This is a genomic window from Janthinobacterium sp. AD80, assembly GCF_002878455.1.
Taxonomy (GTDB): Bacteria; Pseudomonadota; Gammaproteobacteria; order Burkholderiales; family Burkholderiaceae_D; genus Janthinobacterium.
This window is the reverse complement of the sequence record NZ_NRDQ01000031.1, coordinates 1-19,052: the sequence shown is the minus strand read 5'-3', so window position 1 is coordinate 19,052 and position 19,052 is coordinate 1. Positions and strand designations below refer to the sequence as shown.

The following is a 19,052-nucleotide window of genomic DNA, read 5'->3' as shown; positions in this document are numbered from 1 at the left end:
CGCTGCCTAGGAGGACTTCTTGGCCAGCAGCACGGCATTGCGCCTGTCGCGCTCGGTTTGCACGATGTCCGCCGCGCGCGCCTCGCTCAGGCCCGCCGTCTGCAGCACGGTGGCCGTCAGCTGCAGCGCCGCTTCCAGCGCCTCGGGCACGACCAAAGTCGCGCCCGCCTGTATCAGGGCCACGGCATGCGCCTCGTCGCGTGCCCGCGCATACACGGGCAGCAGCGGATATTCGCGGCGGATGGATTTCACGGCATGCAGCACGGATGCCGCATGGTCCATGGTCAGCACCACGGCGGCGGCGCGGTCGGCATTGACCTTCTGCAGCAGTTCCGCACGCGACGCGTCGCCGAAATACACGGGAAAGCCGCGCGGATGCAGGCTTGTCACCAGGCGCGCATCGTTTTCAATCGCCACGTAGCCGATATCCTGCTCCGTCAGCACCTTGGCCAGCAGCTGCCCCACCCTGCCGAAACCGGCAATGATGACGGTGCTGCCCTGCGGCGGACGGGCGCCTTCGGCCAGGTCGGCCAACTGGTGATGATGGCGCTTTTCCCACCAGTTGCCGAAACCGCGCGCCGCTTTCGCCAGCGCCGGCGTGGCAAACAGGCTCAGGCCCACCACCAGCATGACGAACTGCGCCACTTCCGGAGCGATCAGCTTGGTACCGAGCGCATACGCGACAACGATAAACGCAAATTCGCCGCCCTGCCCCAGCAGCACGCCCGTTTCCACGGCCCGCCCCCAGTGAAAGCCGCCGATGCGGAAGATCACGCTGATGACCAGGGTCTTGAGGAAAAACAGGCTCAGCACGGCCAGCGGAATCACGATCGGCGACTTGAGGATTTCACGCACGTCGATCTGCATGCCCACCGACATGAAGAACAGCCCCATCAGCAAGCCCTTGAAGGGCTCGATCGTCACTTCCACTTCGTGGCGGAATTCCGTTTCCGCCAGCAGCAAGCCGGCCAGCAAGGCACCGAGCGCCATCGACAGGCCCGCCAGATACGTCAGTCCCGCGATGCCCAGGGTGCTGAGCAGGGTCAGGGCCATGAAGACGTCGGGCTGGTGTTTCTTGACGAAAAACTGGAACAGCGGACGAATCACTCTGCGTCCCAGCAGGTAGATCAGCAGGATGGCGCCGGCCGATTTGACGGCCGCAAAGCTGAGCAGGTAAGCCAGGTCGTCGCTGCGCCCGCTGGCGAAGACGTCGATCAGGATGAACAGCGGCACCACCATCAGGTCCTGGAACATCAGGATGGAAAAGCCCGCCTGCCCGGCCGGGGTCTGCAAGGAACGTTGGTCAGTGAGCAACTGCATCACGACGGCCGTGGACGACAGCGACAGCACCATGCCCAGCACGATGGACGCTTCCAGCGACAGGCCAAAGTAATACGCCACGCCGCCGATCAGGCAGGCGCTGACGGCCACCTGCCCCACGCCCGCGCCAAACACCCAGCGCCGCAGCGCCCACAGGCGTTCCGTCGACAGTTCCAGGCCGATCATGAACATCAAAAACATCACGCCCAGCTCGGCCAGGCCGCTGACCTGCTCGGCGCGGACGAACGAGAAATGCGTCAGCCACGTGAATTCGCCGGCCCACAGGCCGAAGCCGAACGGCCCGAACAGGGCGCCGACGGCAAGGAAACCCAGCACCTGATTGACTTTCAGGCGCTGCAATAGCGGAATGAAAATCCCGGCCAGGGCAAGAAACAGCAGGGTTTCTCGCAAATACGGTAAGGCGTGCTGCTCTTCCAAAATAATCCACATCCATGTCAGTGACGGCACGCATGCCGAATTGGCAATTGTCGCACGCAGGGCGGCGCCAGGGAACGCCCGGCGCCGTTATTTTTTGCCACAAGGCAATATATTCACTACTCCTGGCCCATGACAGGCGCTTCCTCCGCGGCCGGCGGCGCCAGCATGTCGGCACGCGGGCGGTCCCAGCCCGGCACATAGGCAGGGCATGGCCGGCTGCGGAACTGCTGCAGCTCGACGGTGGTGAAATTGGGCAGCATGCCGGGATTGAAGCGCACGTCCGTCAGCTTGTCCGCGTTCAGCCGGGGCATGCGGGCGAAGCGGAACCAGGCGTCGGCATAGCAATTATCCTCCTGCAATGCGCGCAAGGCGGCCAGGCTGCCCGTCGCCTGGGCGGAGACGGCGATGCCGGGCGCCAGCTGCTGCCCCGGCTTGCCCGTCTCGACCAGGCCGGCCGGGCAGGCGGCGGGCGCCAGCGACTCGGGCAGCAAGCTCAGGGTGCCGCGCCGCAAGGTGTACACGTCCGTTTTGCTGTCGAGCGAGACATAGATCCAGCACAGTGGATTGCTGGGGAAGGCCGTCATCGCCACATCCCACACGCGCGTGCCGGGGTCGAGCCGCTGCACGGCCGCCTCGATGCGCGTACGGCCAAGCGCCGAGGCCACGCCCTGCGTGCCGATGAAGGTGGCGGCCAGAGCAAAGGCCAGCAGCAGTGGCCCGCGCCCCCGCTCGCCTGCGCGCCCTTGCAGCACGGCCAGGATCACGCCCAGCCCCAGCAGCACGGCCAGGGACGCGGGCGCCAGATAGGTTTTATACGTGAAGAAACACAGGGCCGCCGCCAGCGCCGCCAGCAGCACGCTTTTCACGATGCCGTAGCGCAAGGACATGATGACGGGCACGCCCAGCAAGACCCAGAACATGGGCTCGACAATGAAGACCATGTCGCCGTACAGCCAGCGGCTGTTGAACGGATAGAACGGGTGCAAGCCATAGGAATTGAGGAAATCCATGCCCATGTGCAAGCAAAAGCCCAGCAGCAGACAGGCCGCCACGCCGATGCGCGCGGGCACGCTTTCTTTCAGCAGCCGGCGCGCGCCGGGCCACAGCAGCCACAGCAGGGCCAGCAAGAGCAGCGCCTGCGGCAAGGCCAGCAGCAAGGTGTGCGTGTGGCCACGGTGGTGCAGCATGTAGCCGAACGGACGCGGCAACAGCTTGGTCAGTACCAGGTCCAGGTCGGGCGCGTTGCTGGCAAACCATGCCGTAAAGAGAAACAGCGCACGCCGGGTGCGCTGTGCGGGTGCCTGCGGCTCGGGCGGCAGGCTGCGGTGTACCAGTTCGCCGACCCCGAGGCCGATGACCGAATGCGTAATATTATCCATCGGGCAATTTTACAGGATGCGGCCACCCGAGGAGCAAAGGCTGGGGGCGTAGCGTCACGGTACGCCCCCGGCTTCTGCCATTCGGTGAGTCCATCAAGCTGCTACAGCGCCTGCAAATCTTCCCCGCGCATGCCCACCAGCAAGGCGCGCCCGTCCGGCATGACGCGGAATTCGCCATAGCGGGCCTTTTCCCAGCGCGCCGCCTCGCCTTCCTTGAAGAACCAGGCATCGCTGACCAGTACCCAGTTCCCATCCTTCGGCGTCAGCTCGAGCAGGAATTCGCCGGGCGCCAGCGCCTCTTTGGTGTAGGGGCGCAGCAGTTCCGCCACGCCGCGCGCATCGCGCCTGGCCACGACGAAAGGCCGGCCAGGCGCCCGCTCCACGCTGGCCAAAGTGCTCAGCACGCCCAGATTGACGAAATTGAGGCGCATGTAGTCGCCCTGCATCAGCGAGCGGGGGTCGACGGGTTCGAGCGCCACGAAGATTGCTTCTCCTTTTGCAATCAGCTGCTCTTTTTGCCAGATGCCGCCATTGGCAACCAGCAGCACCAGCAACAGTCCGCCCAGCACGCCCAGGCGCACGGCGCGGCGCTCAAGGACCATGCCCGCCGGTTTGCTTTCCACCAGGTGCAGCACGGCGCCGCGCGTGGCCAGCCACGACAGGGCGCACAGCACGGCGCCCGCTATCGCCAGCAGCGCCGCCTTGCTGGCCAGCGGCCAGGCCAGCTGGTAATAAAAGCTGCCGATGATCCACGCCGCCGCCAGCGCGGCCGCCACGGCCACGCGCGAGCGCCCGCTCGTCACGCAATACGCAAGGATCAGCAGCACGGGCCCCAGCGCCGGCATGAACCACGCCAGCACGATCAGTACCAGCGCCACGCCGATGGCGGGCAACTGGCGCAATGCGGGCCAGCGCCAGCCCGTCCAGGCGGCGGCCGCCGTGGCCAGCACCAGCGACACGCCATTCAAGGCCTGTGCATACCAGGCAAGACCCTGGTGCCGCGTCACTTCGCGTGCCACTTCGCCGGCAAAGCCACCGCCCAAGGCGCCGCCGAGCATGAAGGTCATGCCGGACCAGAAAACCAGTCCCAGCAGGATCGCCAGCACCCACCCCGTCGACAGCGATTCCAGGAAGGCGGCGACGGGCGCGCCGCGGCCATCGTTGAAGGCTTGCTTTTGCAGCCAGTGCACGCCCAGCCACAGTGCCAGGGCCAGCATCCAGGCGAAATACAGTTCCGTGGGGTCGTTCTCGAAAATCCAGTCGCGCGTGCTATCGACGATGCCCAGCCCCAGCAAGCCGCAGGCGACCAGGCCCAGCAGCACGCGCAGCCAGTCGCGCGGCAAGGCGCCGGCCACCACCAGGCATGCCAGGCACAGCAGCAGCGACGCCGTCTGCGTGGAATAGTCGCGGTACAGCGCATAGCCGAGCAAGCCGCCGCCCACCAGCAGGCAGGGCACGGCCAGTTGCTCGACAAACAGCGCCACGCCGCGCGTGCGGATCAGCAGCACGGCCGCCACCAGCACGATGGCGGCCACGACATACGCGCCGGGACCGTGGCGCACGACACTTTCCAGGCCCACGCCCAGCGCAATCATCAGGGGGATGGCGGCCAGCCAGGCGCCGAACGCCGTCATCAGCACCAGCGGCCAAGGCCGTACATCCTGCACGGGACGGGCGGCGTTGGGCGGCAGCAGGCCGGCGCGTGTGGCGTCGTCGATCAGGACGGCGAGCGCATCGGCTCGTTGCGTATTGATATTGCTCATGCCGCCTCCCGGCGCGTGCGCCACAGTATGCCTTGCACGGTCAGCGCCAGCAGCACGGCGGCCAGCAAGCCCAGCACGGCCAGCGCGCCGACGCCATCGCCATGGCCGTTGAACAGCACGTGCGTCAGCCCTCCCACCAGCAAGGTGTTGATACCGAGCGCGACAGCGCTCAGGCCGAACAATTCAAAGTAGCGGCCGGTGGCCAGCAGGACGCCGGCGACGGCCAGCAAACCGAGACCGGCCCAGTACGGCGATTCGATCTCATTGCCGAACAGGGCACTGACGGCCGAACCCGTCACGAGGATAGTGAGCAGCACCAGTCCCAGGCGCAAGGCCCAGGTGCCCGCACCCGTCCAGCGCGCCAGCAGGGGCGAGACCAGGGCACAGGCCAGCAGCACGATCAGCCAGCCCGTCAGATAAACGGGCAAGTCGTCCGACTCCACGTGCCAGCTGTGGCGCGCATGGGCCTGCATCCACAGGGTGGCGCCCGTGGCCAGGATCAGCATCCATGGCGTCCACAGCACGTCGCTGCGCGCCACCAGGCACAGCGGCAGCGCCAGCGCGGACCACAGGGCGAACAGCTGCCACGGATCGGCGCCCGTCTGGTAGGTCTGGCCGAAATACGCGAACAGGCCGCCGATGGCCAGCATGGCTACCAGCAGCAGGGGCACCCTCGCCTTGGGCACGGCAAACGCGCCCAGGCACGCGGCGGCAAACACGCCTTGCAGCAGGGCAAAGCGGCCCATGCGGCCCAGTTCTTCCCAGTTGGCGGCGACCCAGAAGATCAAGCCCATGCCCAGCAGCGCGGCGCCCAGCACGGCCACGCCGCGCGGCAGCCAGTAGGCCAGGCGGGCAGGTTCGCGCCGGAAGCCGGCCACCTCCTCTAACTGCCGGGTTTGTTGGGCATCGAGCGCATGGGCCGAGGCGAGCTGGTACACGGCGAGGCGTAAATCCATCGTCTGCTTTCGTGGTGATTCTATGATGGTGAAGTAAAGGTCAACGCTCGACGCTGACGCCGCGCCAGAAGGCGACGTGGCCGGCAATTTGCTTGGCGGCATCCTTGGGCTGGGGGTAATACCAGGCCGCGTTGGCATTGGTCTGGCCATCGACAACCACGTCGTAATAGCTGGCCGTGCCCTTCCAGGGGCAAATGGTGGTGTGGCTGCTGGGACGCAGGTATTCCTGCTTCACGGCCGACGAGGGGAAATACACATTGTTTTCGACGAGCTCTACCTGCTCGTCGGTGGCTTGCGCGATGACGGCGCCGTTCCAGCTGGCTGTTGGCATTTGACTATCCTCCTGTGCGGAGTGTAGCCGAAATCAAGCGTCATGGCGCGCGCCATTGGCGCCCCGTTCAGGCGCCGCTGATGATCTGGCGCAAGGCCTGCTCAAACACTTCCGGCGGTTGGCCGCCGGAAATCAGGTGGCGCTCGTTGATGATGACGGCGGGCACCGAGTTGATGCCGTTCTGCTGATAGAAGCGTTCCTGCGCGCGCACGTCGTCGGCGTAGGCGTTCGATGCCAGCACCTCGGCCGCTTTCGCCGTGTCCAGACCGACCTCGCCCGCCACTTTCAGCAGCAGCTCGTGCGACGAGGGATTTTGTCCCTGCGTGAAATAGGCGTCGAACAGCGCCATCTTGAGTGCCTTCTGGCGCCCTTCCAGCGCGGCCCAGTGCAGCAGGCGGTGCGCGTCAAACGTGTTGTAGATGCGGCCGCGCTTGTCCATGGCAAAGGTAAAGCCCAGCTGCTCGCCGCGCGCGCGGATGGCTTCGCGCGACTGCGCCATCTGTTCTTCGGTGGAACCGTACTTGCGGGCGATGTGTTCGCCGATATCCTCGCCTTCGGGCGGCATATTGGCGTTCAGCTCGAAAGGCTGGAAATGGATCTCGGCCTGGACGGTGTCTTGCAGCTTGTCCAGCGCCTGCTCCAGCGACTTCAGGCCCACCACGCACCAGGGGCAGGAAACGTCGGAAACGAAGTCGATACGGACGGCAGTGGGAGTGGCGGGAGTAGTCGATACAGACATGGTGGCAGCCTTTGCGCGAGTCGGTGGCGGCCGCACCGCGCGGCGCCGCAAGGTTGGGGTCAGTTCCTTCGGAATCGGTATGCGCCCTATCAGGCCGCTTACCCCCGGCGGGTCCGACCCCGGTATTTTACTTCTTCTTCACGGGCGCCTTGGCCGCATCCTTCTTGCCGCCGATCTTGCTTTCTTTGCCAGAGAGCAAGTTGGCGATATTCTGGCTGTGGCGGTAGGCCAGCAGCACGCTCATGACGATGACGGCCAGCAAGATGGGATCGATGCCGAACAGCAAGCCATAGTAAAACGGCGCGAACAATGCCGCCACCAGGGCCGCCAGCGAGGAATAACGGAATGCGTAGGCGATGATCAGCCAAGTGGTCAGGGTTGCCAGACCCAGCCATGGATTGATGCCCAGCAGCACGCCCAGGGCAGTGGCCACGCCCTTGCCGCCGGCGAAGCGGAAGAACACGGGCCACAAATGGCCGAGGAAGACGGCGATGGCCACCAGGGCCACGGCCGTGTCGCCCACGCCCAGCGCAGTGGCAAAATGGTCGGCCAGGAACACGGCCAGCCAGCCCTTGGCGCCGTCGCCCAGCAGGGTCATGATGGCGGCGCCCTTGTTGCCGCTGCGCAGCACGTTGGTGGCACCGGGATTTTTCGAGCCATAGGTGCGCGGATCGGCAATGCCGTAGACCTTGCTCATTACCACGGCGAACGAAATCGAGCCGAGCAAGTAAGCGGCCACTGTCATTGCCACGGTTGTAATTACTGGATTCATTTCTTCCCTTTGTTATGTTTATTGCACCAGCATCCAGGCTGGCGCAGCAGAATATACACCAGCGCCCCGCCTACGGACAGGGCGGGGGCCGGTTTTCTTAATCCTGCAGGGCGCACTGCACCGGCTTGGCTTTCAATAAATCAATGAGTACCTGTGGCGCCAGCGAGACGAGAAAACCGCGCCGCCCGCCATTGATGTAGATGCGCGGCAAGTCCAGGATCGATTGCTCCACATATACGGGCATGGCCTTCCTGGTGCTGAACGGCGACGTGCCGCCGATCAGGTAGCCGGAATGGCGCTGCGCCACTTCGGGCTTGCACGGCTCGACGGACTTGCAGCCGATTGAGCGGGCCAGGTTCTTGGTCGACACCTTGCAGTCGCCATGCATGAGCACGATCATCGGCCGCGCCGCCTCGTCCTGCATCACCAGGGTCTTGACCACCGCATGTTCGGGCACGCCGAGTTCACGCGCCGAGACGCTGGTGCCGCCGTGCTCTTCATACGGATACGGGTGTTCTTCAAAGGAAACTTGGTGCTTGCGCAGCAACTGCGTCGCCTGGGTTTCGGAAATATGCTCTTTTTTTAGCCATGCGTGATACGCTGATCGTTCAGTGAGGAGTGCTAATTATGCAGCAAGAAATCCGCTTTGCCACCTTCAATGTCTGCAACCTGGCCGCCGCCGGGGCGAAATTGTATGACAACCTGGATCCCTTGAGCCCGGCGCAATACGCGGCCAAGGCGGAGTGGACGGCGCGGCAGATCGACTTGCTGGATGCCGACGTCATCGGTTTCCAGGAAGTCTTCTCGCAAGCGGCCCTGCGCGACGTGCTGTCGCGCACGCGCCACTACCGCGAGGCCGTGCAGGCCGGCTACGATGCGATGGACGCCTCCGGGCGCATGCTGCCCACGGTGGCGCTGGTGTCGCGTTTGCCGCTGGCAGGCCCCGGCGTGGCCTTTGCGAACTTTCCTGCCGGCATAAGTTTACCCGCCGGCAGCCATGCCGCCGATGACGATGCCTGCCGCTTTGCCCGCGCGCCCCTGCATGTGCAGGTCGTCTTGCCCGGGGGAACCCTCACGGACGTGGTGGTCGTGCACTTGAAATCGCGCCGTCCCGATTACCGCCAGGGCGACGGCAGCGATGCGCTGTCGTATGCGCTGGCCAACCTGCGCTCGCTGCAGCGGCGCGGCGCGGAAGCCGTGGCCCTGCGCGTGCTGGTTAGCGAGCTGGGCCACAGCGGCCGCCCGCGCATCGTGCTGGGCGACTTCAACGATATCGCCAATGCCGTCACCACGGCCATCGTCATGGGCGCCGGCGCGCCAAGCGAAGCGGGAGCCGAGATGCGCGAGCGCCTGTTTGACGCCAACACCATCCAGCTGCGCCAGGATGCGGCGCGCCACGCCGGCTACACGAATATCCACGACAGCGCCTACATGACGATCGACCACATCCTCGTCTCCGAACACTTCCACCCTGCCGCGCCGCGCGCCATCGGCGCGGTGCAGGAAGTGGTCTACGTCAACGACCATTTGCTGCTGGGCCTGCCGTACGCGTCCGACCATGGCCAGGTGCTGGCACGCATCAAGCTGCTGGGCAATCTGACCTGACAGGCGCTAATGCAATAGTCTGGCCAGGCTGCTGCCATCGACTTGCGCACTGGCATAGCGTCCCTGGTACTGCTGGCAGCCTTGCGCCTGCAGATACGCCAGCTGCTGCGCCGTTTCCACCCCTTCGGCGATCACCGTCAGCTGCAAGGCGCGCGCCATGGCGATGATGGTGGCGGCCACGGCCGTATCCTCAGCGGCCCCATCCGGCGCGCCCGGCAGGAAGGACGGGTCGATTTTCAGTTTATCCACGGGATAATGGCGCAAATTGGCCAGGCGCGAATAGCCGGTGCCGAAGTCGTCGATGGCCAGGCGGGCGCCCAGCGCGCGCAGCTGTGCCAGCACTTCGGCCAGGCGCGCGCCGCCCTTCATCAGCAGCGCTTCCGTCACTTCCAGTTCCAGCCAGGCGGCCGGCAAGCCCGACACCGCCAGCGCTTCCTGCACGCTGTGCAGCAAGTTATTGTGCAGGCATTGCGTCGCCGACAGGTTGACGGAGACTTGCCAGGCGTGGCCCGCGTCGTGCCAGGCGCGTGCGCGCAGGCAGGCGTGGCGCAGCACCCAGTTGCCGATTGACACCATCAAGCCGCACTCCTCGGCGACGGCGATGAAGCGCTCGGGTGGCAGCAAACCCAGCTGTGGGTGGCGCCAGCGCAGCAGCGCTTCCGCGCCGATGATGGCGCCGCTGGCCACGTCGAGTTCGGGCTGGAACTCCAGCTCGAACTCATCATTGCCCAGCGCGGCGCGCAAGCCTTGCTCCAGACTGGTCCGCTCGACGATCTGCGCATGCATGTGCGCATTGAAAAACTGGAAATTATTGCGCCCGCCTTCCTTGGCGTGGTACATGGCGACATCGGCGTTGTGCAGCAGGCTGTCGATGGTCTCGCCATCGCTGGGAAAGATGGCCACGCCGATCGAGGTGGACACATGCAGCTCGTAATCGCCCAGCTGGAAGACCTGGGTCACGGCATGCAGCAGGCTGGCCGCCACGTGGGCCGCCTGGTCGATGCCACCCACCTCGGCCAGGATGATGACGAACTCGTCGCCGCCATGGCGGCTGACCGTGTCGACGCCGCGCACGCAGCGCAACAGCCGCCGCGCCACTTCCTTGAGCAGCAAATCGCCCACGTGATGGCCCATGCTGTCATTGATGTGCTTGAAGTGATCGAGGTCCAGGTACAGGATGGCCAGCATGCTCAGCTTGCGCCGCGCGGCCGCCAGCGCCAGCGACAGCCGGTCCAGCAGCAGCACGCGGTTCGGCAAGTCGGTGAGGAAATCGTGCTCGGCCAGGTGGCGCGTGTGCTCCTCGCTTTTCTTGCGCTCGCTGATATCGCTGAGGATGGCCAGGTAATTGCTCAATTGCCCCTGGGGATCGCGGATGGCCGTCAGCGACAGCCAGGCCGGGTAGCGCTGGCCATCCTTGCGCTGTGCCAGGATATCGCCCTGCCAATAGCCATTCGCATCGACCTCTTCCCATACGTGGGCGAAGAACGCCAGCGCGTCGGGCTCCGTGCGGTGCATGATGAACGTCTTGCCCAGCATGTCGTCCCGGCTAAAGCCGCTCAATTCGCTATACGCGGGATTCATGCTGACCACCCGTTGCTGCGCGTTCATCACGACGATGGCTTCGCGCGCGTGTTCCACCACCTGCGCCGACAGGTACAGCGCCTGCTCGGCCAGTTTGCGCGGGGAGATATCGCGGATCACGGCGTAAAACAGATAGGTATGGTCGAGCGTGACGGAGGTCAGCAGCACTTCGCCCCAGAACAATTCGCCCAGGCAGGTTTGATAGCGCCAGTCATAGCGCCAGTTGCCCTGCGCGTGCGCCTGCGCCGCCAGTTGCGTGCCGCGCGAGGAAGACAATTCGCCATCGGGCTGGCGCAGGGGCGAAAAATCGCTGAGACGGCGTCCCAGCAGGCGTGGCCGTCCCTCGCACTGGAACAGGGCGATGGCGGCCGGATTGGCTTCGGCGATATGTTCGTCGCGCAGCAGCACGATGGCGTCGGCCGATTTCTCGTACAGCTGGCGGAAATTGTCTCCCATTAACAGCAGCGCACCCTGCCCTGTTCCCTCCTGGCCGCTGGCCGTCAGGTCGATATCGATGCACACCACCTGCCGCACGCGCCCGGCCTGGAGAACGGGAAACACGGTGGAACAGATGCAGCGGGGCGCCGCGCCATCACTGTCCAGTTTCCACAGCCGCGCGCTGCGTGCCTTGCCGCTCTGCCACACAGCGGCCAGTTCGCCGGACAACTGCTCGGCCAGGGCGCCGCCAGCGGGCAGCGCGGCGGCCACCGTGGCCCATGGCTGGCCCAGTGCCAGCTCGGCCGCCACGCCATACAGACGCGCCGCCCCCGGACTCCAGTAGCGCACCAGGCCTTCGCTGTCGATGCCGCGCACGGCCATGCCGGGCGCCTGCTCCACTGCGGCAACAATGATGGAGAGCAAATCCAGCGCCTTGCCGGCCGGCCCGGTTCCAGCGTCGGCGGCAAGCAGCAGGCGGCCCGGCGACGGGGCGGCTCCGGCAATCCGATCAGACATCAGGCCCCCTCGTGGCGCGGCCGCACCGCAACCGCGAGACCATTGCCTGTCCGGTGGCGCAACCATCCCAGTCATTCTTGCGCGCCGGCGAATCGGCTTATTGAGGATGCTCAAGCATCGTGACGCGCAGGGAAGGCATGCTGGCGCGTGCCGCACGCCATGCCTTCGGCGCCCGTTTTTTGCATTCCATCCCCGGTTTTGTGCAATCTGTCGCACGGCGATGGCAGGCGGACTTGATTCTTCATAAAGTGGCAACATGCGCATCGCCGTGAACGGCAGCAGCGGCAGGCGTGCCGTCTGCTGCCGCCACGGCGGTGCGCTACCCGAATTGCTCCCGGCCCGCCGCAGGCCGGCCGAACCGAGACCTGGCGCCGAAGCCCTGCGCCGCCTCCAGACCAAGAATCCTATGAAAAACGAGACACTGCCCCCGCCCGCCCCTTCCACCGCCCGCCGCCCGCGCCGCTGGCGCGCGCCCCTGCTGGTCCTCGTCGTGCTGGGCCTGGCCGGCGGCGGCTGGACCGTCATGCAATCGAAGCAGCAAGCGGCCAAGGCCGCGGAACAGCAGGCCAGCAAGAAGAAGGAGCAGGAAAAGACGCCCGTGCACGAACTGGCGCAAGGCGACGTGGCGGCCATCGATGCGCGCGCGCTGGCCATCAGCCTGCCCCTGTCCGGTTCGCTGGCGCCGCTGACGCAAGCCACCATCAAGGCCAAGGTCTCGGGCGAAATCCACGCAACGACCTTGCAGGAGGGCCAGAGCGTGGCCGCCGGGCAAATCCTCGTGCGCCTGGACGCGGCCGATCAGCGCGCCCGCCTGACGCAGCAGCAAGCCATGCTTGACGAAGCCCAGGCGCGATTGTCGATGGCGGCCAAGAATGAAGCCAACAGCCAGGCCCTGCTCAAGCAAAAGTACATTTCGCAGACGGCGTACGACACGACGCAGAACTCCGTCGACCTGGCGCGCGCCAGCGTCAAATCGGCGGCCGCCATGGTCGACATCGCCCGCATCGCCCTGGCCGACACGGTGATCCGCGCGCCCATGGCCGGCATCGTCAGCAAGCGCCACGTGCAGGCCGGCGAAAAAGTGGCGCCCGACATGCCCGTCTACACCATCGTCAACCTGGCGCAGCTGACCCTGGAGGCGCCCGTGCCGAGCGCGGAAATTCCCCGCATCAAGCTGGGCCAGGATGTGCACTTCAAGGTCGACGGCTTCGGCGCGCGCGATTTTAGCGGCAAGGTCACGCGCATCAACCCCACCACCGAGAGCGGCTCGCGCGCCATGCTGGTCTACATCGCCGTCGACAATGGCGATGGCGCGCTGCGCGGCGGCATGTTCGCCAAGGGCAGCATCGTCACCGAGCGATCAAGCGTGGCACCGCTGGTGCCGTTGACGGCCGTGCGCAACGAAAAGCAGGGCCCCGTCGTGTATGCGCTGGTCAACAACAAGGTGGTCGAGCAGCCCGTCACCCTGGGCTTGCGCAACGAGGATGAAGGCTATGCGGAAGTCAAGTCGGGCCTGGTGCCGGGCGCCAGGGTTATCGTCGCCAAACTCGATGGCGTGAAGCCTGGCCACGGCGTGACGTTCGCCGCGCCCGCCGCCGCCCCTGCCGCGCCGGCGGCCGTGCTGGCACGGAAGGATTAAACCATGTGGATGACCAAAGTCAGTATTCAAAATCCCGTCTTTGCCACCATGGTCATGGTGGCGCTGGTGGTGCTGGGCATCTTCTCCTACCGGGGCCTGGGCGTGGAAAGCATGCCCAGCGTGCAGTTCCCCTTCGCCGCCATTGAAGTGAACTACCCTGGCGCCTCGCCAGAAGCGGTGGAAAACGACATCACGCGCCCCATCGAGGATGCCGTCAACACCGTCAGCGGCATCAAGACCATCCGCGCCAACTCGTGGGAAGGACGCGCCGGCGTCTACCTGGAATTCGAGCTGTCGACCAACATGGACAAGGCCATGCAGGACTTGCGCGACAAGGTGGCCCTGGTGCGCCCGCGCTTCCCGAAAGAAGCCAAGGATCCGTTCATCGCCCGCGCCGAAGGCGACAACGAGCGCCCCATCGCCACCATCGTGCTGACCTCCACCGGGCATGACCTGCGCGCGCTGTCGACCATGACGGAACAGATCATCAGCAAGCGCTTCCAGGGCGTGGCCGGCGTCGGGCAGGTCAAGCTGCGCGGCCTGCGCGCGCGCCAGATCCTCATCAGCCTCAAACCCATCGAACTCAATGCCCAGGGCATCGGCGTCGATGAAGTGATCCGCGCCATCCAGGCCACGAATACCAATTTGCCGGCCGGTTCCATCAGCCATGGCGCGGCCGAACAGCTGGTGCGCGTGGAAGGCAAGATCAAGGATGCGCGCGAATTTGGCAAGATCATCGTGGCGCGCCGCGCCATCGGCCCCGTCTACCTGGACCAGGTGGCCAGCGTCGTCGATGGCGAGCAGGAAGAGCTGTCGATCTCGCGCATGAACGGCCAGCAGGCCGTGACGATGGAAATCACCAAGGTGCAGGACGCCAACGTGGTGGAAGTAGGCACCGGCATCCTGAAAGTGGCGGCCGACCTGCAGAAAAGCCTGCCGCCCGATATCACCCTGCGCGTGCTTGACGACGAATCGGAACGCGTGCAAAGCCAGCTCGATAACGTCAAGCGCACCATCATCGAGGGCGCCGTACTGACCATGGTCATCGTCTTCCTGTTCCTGCACTCGTGGCGCTCGACCATCATCACGGGATTGACCTTGCCGATCTCCGTGCTGGCCAGCTTCATCGCCATGAAGGCCTTCGGCTTCACCCTGAACTTCCTGACCCTGATGGCGCTCTCCTTGTGCATCGGCCTCTTGATCGATGACGCCATCGTCGTGCGCGAAAATATCGTGCGCCACCTGGGCATGGGCAAGAACCACTACCAGGCGGCCAACGACGGCACCAATGAAATCGGCCTGGCCGTGATGGCCACCACCTTTGCCATCGTTGCCGTGTTCGTGCCGGTGGCCTTCATGGACGGCATCATCGGCCGCTTCTTCCTGCAGTTCGGCATCACCGTGGCCGTCGCCGTGCTGGTTTCGCTGTTCGTCAGCTTCACGCTCGACCCGATGCTGTCGTCCGTCTGGCGCGACCCCGTCAAGGACCGCTTCAAGTACGCGCCATGGCTGGGCCGTTTCATGGCCTGGATCGAGACGGGCATCGACCGCCTGCACGTGTGGTACGGCAAGGTGCTGGACGTCGCCCTGCGCTGGCGCAAGACCACCCTGGCCACGGCCGTGGCCCTGTTCGCGGCCAGCCTGATGCTCGTGCCGATGATCGGCGGCGAGATGTTCCCGGAAACGGACCAGGGCTGGGTCAACCTGCGCTTCAAGACCCCCGTCGGCTCCAGCCTCGACTACACGGATACCAAGGTGCGCCAGATCGAAACGGCCCTGAAGGAATTCCCCGAGATCGACAGCCTGGTGGCCAACGTCGGCACGCAGGACGGGCGCAACACGGCCGAGGTCAACCTGAAACTGACGGACCTCAAAAAGCACAAGCGCCGCTCGCAGCAGGAACTGGAAAAGCTGATCCGCGAACGCCTGGCGCCGATCGCCGGCATCACCCTGTCCGTCGGCCAGCGCCCCATCTTCATCGCCATTCTGGGCACGGATGAAGGCAAGCTCGATGCGGTGGCGCACACGCTGATGGACAAGATGCGCAACATCAAGGGCCTGGCCGACATGGAGTACAGCCAGGAAGGCGCCAATCCTTCCACCACCGTGAAGATCAACAACGAACTGGCCAGCGACCTGGGCTTGTCGGTGCAGCAGATCGGCGCTGCCCTGCGTCCGTTCGTGGCGGGCGACACGGTCAGCCACTGGCTGGCGTCCGACGGACAGAACTACGACGTCAACGTGCAACTGCCGAAATCCGGCCGGCAAAAGGTGGCCGACCTGGCCGACCTGTCGCTGGCGTCGAGCAAACTCGATGCGAATGGCAAGCCGGTCATGATTCCGCTGCGCCAGGTGGTCGACTTCGTGCCGTCTTCCAGCCCGCAAGTGCTGAAGCGCCAGGCCTTGCAGCGCCGCGTCGCCATCTATGCGGGCACGCAGGGCCGCCCCGCCGGCGACGTCGACGCCGACGTGCAAAAGGCCATGCAGTCGATCGACCTGCCGCCCGGCGTGCGCTTCGACGTGGCCGGCAATGCGCAGCAGATGGCCGAAACCATGGGCGGCGCCATGATGGCGCTGGGCATCGCCGTGATCTTCATCTACCTGGTGCTGGCATCGCAGTTCGGCAGCTTTTTGCAGCCGATCGCCATCATGGTCTCGCTGCCGCTCTCCTTGATCGGCGTGCTGGCCGCCCTGCTCATCACGGGCAGTACCCTGAACATCTTCTCCGTGATCGGCTTCATCATGCTGATGGGCCTGGTGACCAAGAATGCGATTTTGCTGGTCGACTTCACCAACCAGCGCCAGCGCGAAGGCCTGGGGCAATTCGAGGCGCTGATGGAAGCGGGCCAGGTGCGCCTGCGCCCCATCCTGATGACGACGCTGGCGATGGTCTTCGGCATGCTGCCGATGGCCATCGGCATGGGCGACGGCGGCGAATCGCAGGCGCCGATGGGCCGCGCCGTCATCGGCGGCGTCATCACCTCGACCCTGCTGACCCTGGTGGTGGTGCCCGTCGCCTACACCTACCTCGACAGCCTGGGCAAACGCGCCGCGCGCTTCTTTGGCGGCGGCGAGCATGCGCACGCCGATGCCGATGCCGCCAGCGCCACGCACTAAGCTTTTGACCGGTCGCCTTCACCGTCCCCGCATTGGCGGGGACGACGCGGCGGCTTCCTGAAGAGAGCTTCAGTTGACCAAAGCGGCCCCACTGGCTAGACTGTTCCCGTTATCAATGATATGGAGTGACTCGTGGGTGCTTGTTCCAGTGACAGTAGTCGATTGACCATCGGCGATCGGCCTTAGGCAAGACGCGCGCAATCCGCCCGCCCTGCCCATGGCAAGGTGCGGTTTTACCAGCGGCGATGTCCATTCGCCGCAATTCCCCCTCATCGTTCCACCGTTATCGTCTGCTGCCCCCTTTCGGGGCGAATTGACTTCGCCTTTGCACTCGCCTGTTCCTCCCCAGCCGGGAGAAATAATGGTGGTATTTGACTTTGCGCTGCGCGTTGCCGCGGCATTGACCCTGGGCGCCATGATCGGCGCCGAACGCCAGCTGCGCCAGCGTATGGCGGGCCTGCGCACGAACGCGCTGGTCTCCGTCGGCGCGTCGCTGTTCGTGATGGTTTCCGTGCTCGAAGGCGATAGCGCCGGCCATATGCGCATCGCCGCGCAGGTGGTGTCGGGCATTGGATTCCTTGGCGCTGGCGTCATCATGCGCGAAGGCATGACGGTGCGCGGCCTGAACACGGCCGCCACCCTGTGGTGCTCGGCCGCCATCGGCATCCTGTGCGGCCTGGGCTTCGCGCTGGAAGCGGCCATCGGCACGGCCTTCGTGCTGATCGCCAACCTCGTGCTGCGCCAGCTGGCCCAGCGCATCAACACCCACGGCAGCGAGGCGGGCATCGAGACGGAAAGCATCTACCGCGTCACCGCCGTGTGCGAAGCGGAGCAGGAAGTCCAGGTGCGCAACCTGATGCTGCGCATGATCAGCGGCATGCCGGCCTTGATGCTGCAATCCTTGCACAGCGAAGACGCGGCGCAGGCCGGGCGCATCGAAGTGCGCGCCGACCTGCTCACGCCCCTGTCCAGCCTGGGTTTGCTGGAGCAGATCGTCAGCCAGGTGAGCCTGGAAGGCAGCGTCTCGGCCGTGCGCTGGGCGCTGGTGAACAACGCGGAATTTGTCGCCGAAAGGGGAGTGTGATGATGAAAAAATTCTTTCACCGGTTTGCCAGGCGCGCGCCTGCCGTCGCCACCTACCGCCTGACCGTCACGTGCCCTGCGGCGCAGGCCGACCATGTAGTACGCCTGCTGCTGGCCGAATTGCAGGGCGCTGGCCTCGCGCCGTCGCAGATCGTGCGCAGCTGGGACGAAGGCAAACGCGTCGTGCGCCTGATCGCCACGGTGCTGTGCCAGCTGGTGCAGCGCGCCGTGCTGGTGCGTTTCGTCAACCGCGCGGGCGCCTGGCCGCAGGTGCGGCAGGTGCGCTGGGAAGGCGTCGCACCTTCACTCTGAGGCGGGCAGGCGCATGGTAAACAGCGCGCCGCCGCCGGGGCGGTTGCGCGCCTCGATGCTGCCGCCATACGCGTGCACGATGGCTTGCGACAGGGCCAGGCCCAGGCCAAAGCCGGGCGCCTCGCCCGCGCGCGCCTGGGCGCCCCGGTAAAAGCGCTCGAACAGATGCGGCAAGTCTTCCACGCCGATGCCCGGCCCCGCGTCGGCCACGCCGACGGTCGCCTGCGCGCCATCGCGCGCCACGCGCACCGTGATGACGGTGTCTGGCGGCGAAAACTTCACGGCGTTATCCAGCAGATTGGCCAGCACCAGGTCCACCGGGCCGGCCGCCACGCGCGCGTGCACTGCCTCACTGTCATCGAAGACGATGCGGATGCCGCGCTGCGCCGCCGCCTTGCCGAGCCGCTGCGCCGCCGCCCGCACGAGCGGATTGAGCGCGATGGTTTCCACGGCATTGCGCTCCTGGCCCACGTCCAGCCGCGTGAGCATCAGGAGTTCTTCCACCAGGGTCGTCAGCCGCTGCACTTCATCGAGGCAGGACGCCAGTGCATCGACATACTCGGCCGACTCGCGCGGGCGGCGCAGGGTGATCTCGATTTCCGTGCGCAGTCGCGACAGGGGCGAACGCAATTCGTGCGAGGCGTCGGCCGTGAAGCGGCGCTGCGCGTCGTAGCCATGTTCCAGGCGGTCCAGCATGGCGTTCAGGGTGTCGACCAGGCGGCCGATTTCGTCCGGCGTGCCCGGATGCGGCAGGCGCTGGTGCAGGCTGGCTTCGCCGATCGAGTGCGCCTGGTCCACCACGTCGTCGATGGCGCCCAGCACGCGGCGCGTGAGCATCTCGCCGGCCAGGCCCACGGCCGCCAGCAAGGCCAGCGCCATGGCGCCAAACAGCACGGTGGCGGCGGCCAGCACGTGGTTGGTATCGTCGAGCGAACCGGCTACCTGCACCGCCAGGCCCGCGCCGGACGAGGGCACGGGAATCGAGACCATGCGCAGCGGCTCCTCGCCAAACTTCGGCAGGGTTTCAAAGACCGTCTCGCCGGCTGCCAGGCGCGCCAGCAGG

General features: G+C 65.8%; 15 protein-coding genes. 5 read left to right on the top strand and 10 right to left on the bottom strand.

The features are described from left to right. Positions 1-6: 6 nt before the first annotated feature. The 8 genes from JaAD80_RS07430 to ybaK form a co-directional block, all read right to left on the bottom strand. Entirely contained in the window at positions 7-1,770 is a 1,764-nt protein-coding gene (locus JaAD80_RS07430) for a cation:proton antiporter (protein WP_258002854.1), read from the bottom strand. A 104-nt stretch (positions 1,771-1,874) separates the two neighbouring features. After that, a complete protein-coding gene (locus JaAD80_RS07425; RefSeq protein WP_102293593.1) occupies positions 1,875-3,137 on the bottom strand; it encodes a metal-dependent hydrolase in 1,263 nt (420 codons plus the stop codon). 101 nt (positions 3,138-3,238) lie between these two features. Beyond that, entirely contained in the window at positions 3,239-4,900 is a 1,662-nt protein-coding gene (locus JaAD80_RS07420; protein ID WP_102293592.1) for a GDYXXLXY domain-containing protein, read from the bottom strand. After that, a complete protein-coding gene (locus JaAD80_RS07415; protein WP_102293591.1) occupies positions 4,897-5,856 on the bottom strand; it encodes a DUF2157 domain-containing protein in 960 nt (319 codons plus the stop codon). The genes JaAD80_RS07420 and JaAD80_RS07415 overlap by 4 nt, the downstream gene beginning before the upstream one ends. A 40-nt stretch (positions 5,857-5,896) precedes the next feature. Further along, a complete protein-coding gene (locus tag JaAD80_RS07410; RefSeq protein WP_102293590.1) occupies positions 5,897-6,187 on the bottom strand; it encodes a DUF427 domain-containing protein in 291 nt (96 codons plus the stop codon). A gap of 67 nt (positions 6,188-6,254) precedes the next feature. Beyond that, positions 6,255-6,926 (bottom strand): DsbA family oxidoreductase, encoded by a 672-nt coding sequence (locus JaAD80_RS07405; RefSeq protein ID WP_102293589.1) that lies wholly within the window; start codon positions 6,924-6,926, stop codon positions 6,255-6,257. A gap of 127 nt (positions 6,927-7,053) precedes the next feature. Further along, positions 7,054-7,698, bottom strand: coding sequence for a glycerol-3-phosphate 1-O-acyltransferase PlsY (plsY, locus tag JaAD80_RS07400; protein WP_258002853.1), 645 nt, complete (start codon positions 7,696-7,698; stop codon positions 7,054-7,056). A 97-nt stretch (positions 7,699-7,795) separates the two neighbouring features. Next, entirely contained in the window at positions 7,796-8,269 is a 474-nt protein-coding gene (ybaK, locus tag JaAD80_RS07395; RefSeq protein WP_102293587.1) for a Cys-tRNA(Pro) deacylase, read from the bottom strand. Positions 8,270-8,325: 56 nt separating this feature from the next. Between ybaK and JaAD80_RS07390 the strand changes: the two genes are divergently transcribed. Continuing rightward, positions 8,326-9,303, top strand: a complete 978-nt coding sequence (locus JaAD80_RS07390) for an endonuclease/exonuclease/phosphatase family protein (RefSeq protein ID WP_102293586.1) — start codon at positions 8,326-8,328, stop codon at positions 9,301-9,303. Between the two features lie 6 nt (positions 9,304-9,309). On the opposite strand, the gene JaAD80_RS07385 is transcribed toward JaAD80_RS07390, so the two are convergent. Then, entirely contained in the window at positions 9,310-11,838 is a 2,529-nt protein-coding gene (locus JaAD80_RS07385) for an EAL domain-containing protein (RefSeq protein ID WP_180979334.1), read from the bottom strand. 406 nt (positions 11,839-12,244) lie between these two features. Between JaAD80_RS07385 and JaAD80_RS07380 the strand changes: the two genes are divergently transcribed. The 4 genes from JaAD80_RS07380 (at position 12,245) to JaAD80_RS07365 (ending at position 17,989) form a co-directional block, all read left to right on the top strand. Then, positions 12,245-13,477 carry an efflux RND transporter periplasmic adaptor subunit gene (locus JaAD80_RS07380; RefSeq protein WP_102293606.1) on the top strand — a complete coding sequence of 411 codons (1,233 nt, stop codon included), beginning with the start codon at positions 12,245-12,247 and terminating at the stop codon, positions 13,475-13,477. 3 nt (positions 13,478-13,480) lie between these two features. Then, a complete protein-coding gene (locus JaAD80_RS07375) occupies positions 13,481-16,594 on the top strand; it encodes an efflux RND transporter permease subunit (RefSeq protein WP_102293585.1) in 3,114 nt (1,037 codons plus the stop codon). Between the two features lie 361 nt (positions 16,595-16,955). After that, entirely contained in the window at positions 16,956-17,678 is a 723-nt protein-coding gene (locus tag JaAD80_RS07370; RefSeq protein ID WP_102293584.1) for an MgtC/SapB family protein, read from the top strand. Beyond that, positions 17,678-17,989 carry a hypothetical protein gene (locus JaAD80_RS07365; protein WP_102293583.1) on the top strand — a complete coding sequence of 104 codons (312 nt, stop codon included), beginning with the start codon at positions 17,678-17,680 and terminating at the stop codon, positions 17,987-17,989. Before JaAD80_RS07370 ends, JaAD80_RS07365 begins: the two co-directional genes overlap by 1 nt. On the opposite strand, the gene JaAD80_RS07360 is transcribed toward JaAD80_RS07365, so the two are convergent. Further along, on the bottom strand, positions 17,981-19,052 hold a 1,072-nt coding region (locus JaAD80_RS07360; protein WP_102293582.1), incomplete at its 5' end, for an ATP-binding protein. The two genes, JaAD80_RS07365 and JaAD80_RS07360, sit on opposite strands and share 9 nt — an antisense overlap.

Excerpts from the sequence above, each read along its gene's own strand:
- JaAD80_RS07375 (WP_102293585.1), top strand. The coding sequence starts at position 13,481 with ATGTGGATGACCAAAGTCAGTATTCAAAATCCCGTCTTTGCCACCATG.
- JaAD80_RS07415 (WP_102293591.1), bottom strand. The coding sequence starts at position 5,856 with ATGGATTTACGCCTCGCCGTGTACCAGCTCGCCTCGGCCCATGCGCTC.
- JaAD80_RS07410 (WP_102293590.1), bottom strand. The coding sequence starts at position 6,187 with ATGCCAACAGCCAGCTGGAACGGCGCCGTCATCGCGCAAGCCACCGAC.
- JaAD80_RS07420 (WP_102293592.1), bottom strand. The coding sequence starts at position 4,900 with ATGAGCAATATCAATACGCAACGAGCCGATGCGCTCGCCGTCCTGATC.
- JaAD80_RS07370 (WP_102293584.1), top strand. The coding sequence starts at position 16,956 with ATGGTGGTATTTGACTTTGCGCTGCGCGTTGCCGCGGCATTGACCCTG.
- JaAD80_RS07365 (WP_102293583.1), top strand. The coding sequence starts at position 17,678 with ATGATGAAAAAATTCTTTCACCGGTTTGCCAGGCGCGCGCCTGCCGTC.
- JaAD80_RS07390 (WP_102293586.1), top strand. The coding sequence starts at position 8,326 with ATGCAGCAAGAAATCCGCTTTGCCACCTTCAATGTCTGCAACCTGGCC.
- JaAD80_RS07380 (WP_102293606.1), top strand. The coding sequence starts at position 12,245 with ATGAAAAACGAGACACTGCCCCCGCCCGCCCCTTCCACCGCCCGCCGC.
- JaAD80_RS07405 (WP_102293589.1), bottom strand. The coding sequence starts at position 6,926 with ATGTCTGTATCGACTACTCCCGCCACTCCCACTGCCGTCCGTATCGAC.
- JaAD80_RS07430 (WP_258002854.1), bottom strand. The coding sequence starts at position 1,770 with ATGTGGATTATTTTGGAAGAGCAGCACGCCTTACCGTATTTGCGAGAA.
- JaAD80_RS07385 (WP_180979334.1), bottom strand. The coding sequence starts at position 11,838 with ATGTCTGATCGGATTGCCGGAGCCGCCCCGTCGCCGGGCCGCCTGCTG.
- plsY (WP_258002853.1), bottom strand. The coding sequence starts at position 7,698 with ATGAATCCAGTAATTACAACCGTGGCAATGACAGTGGCCGCTTACTTG.
- JaAD80_RS07425 (WP_102293593.1), bottom strand. The coding sequence starts at position 3,137 with ATGGATAATATTACGCATTCGGTCATCGGCCTCGGGGTCGGCGAACTG.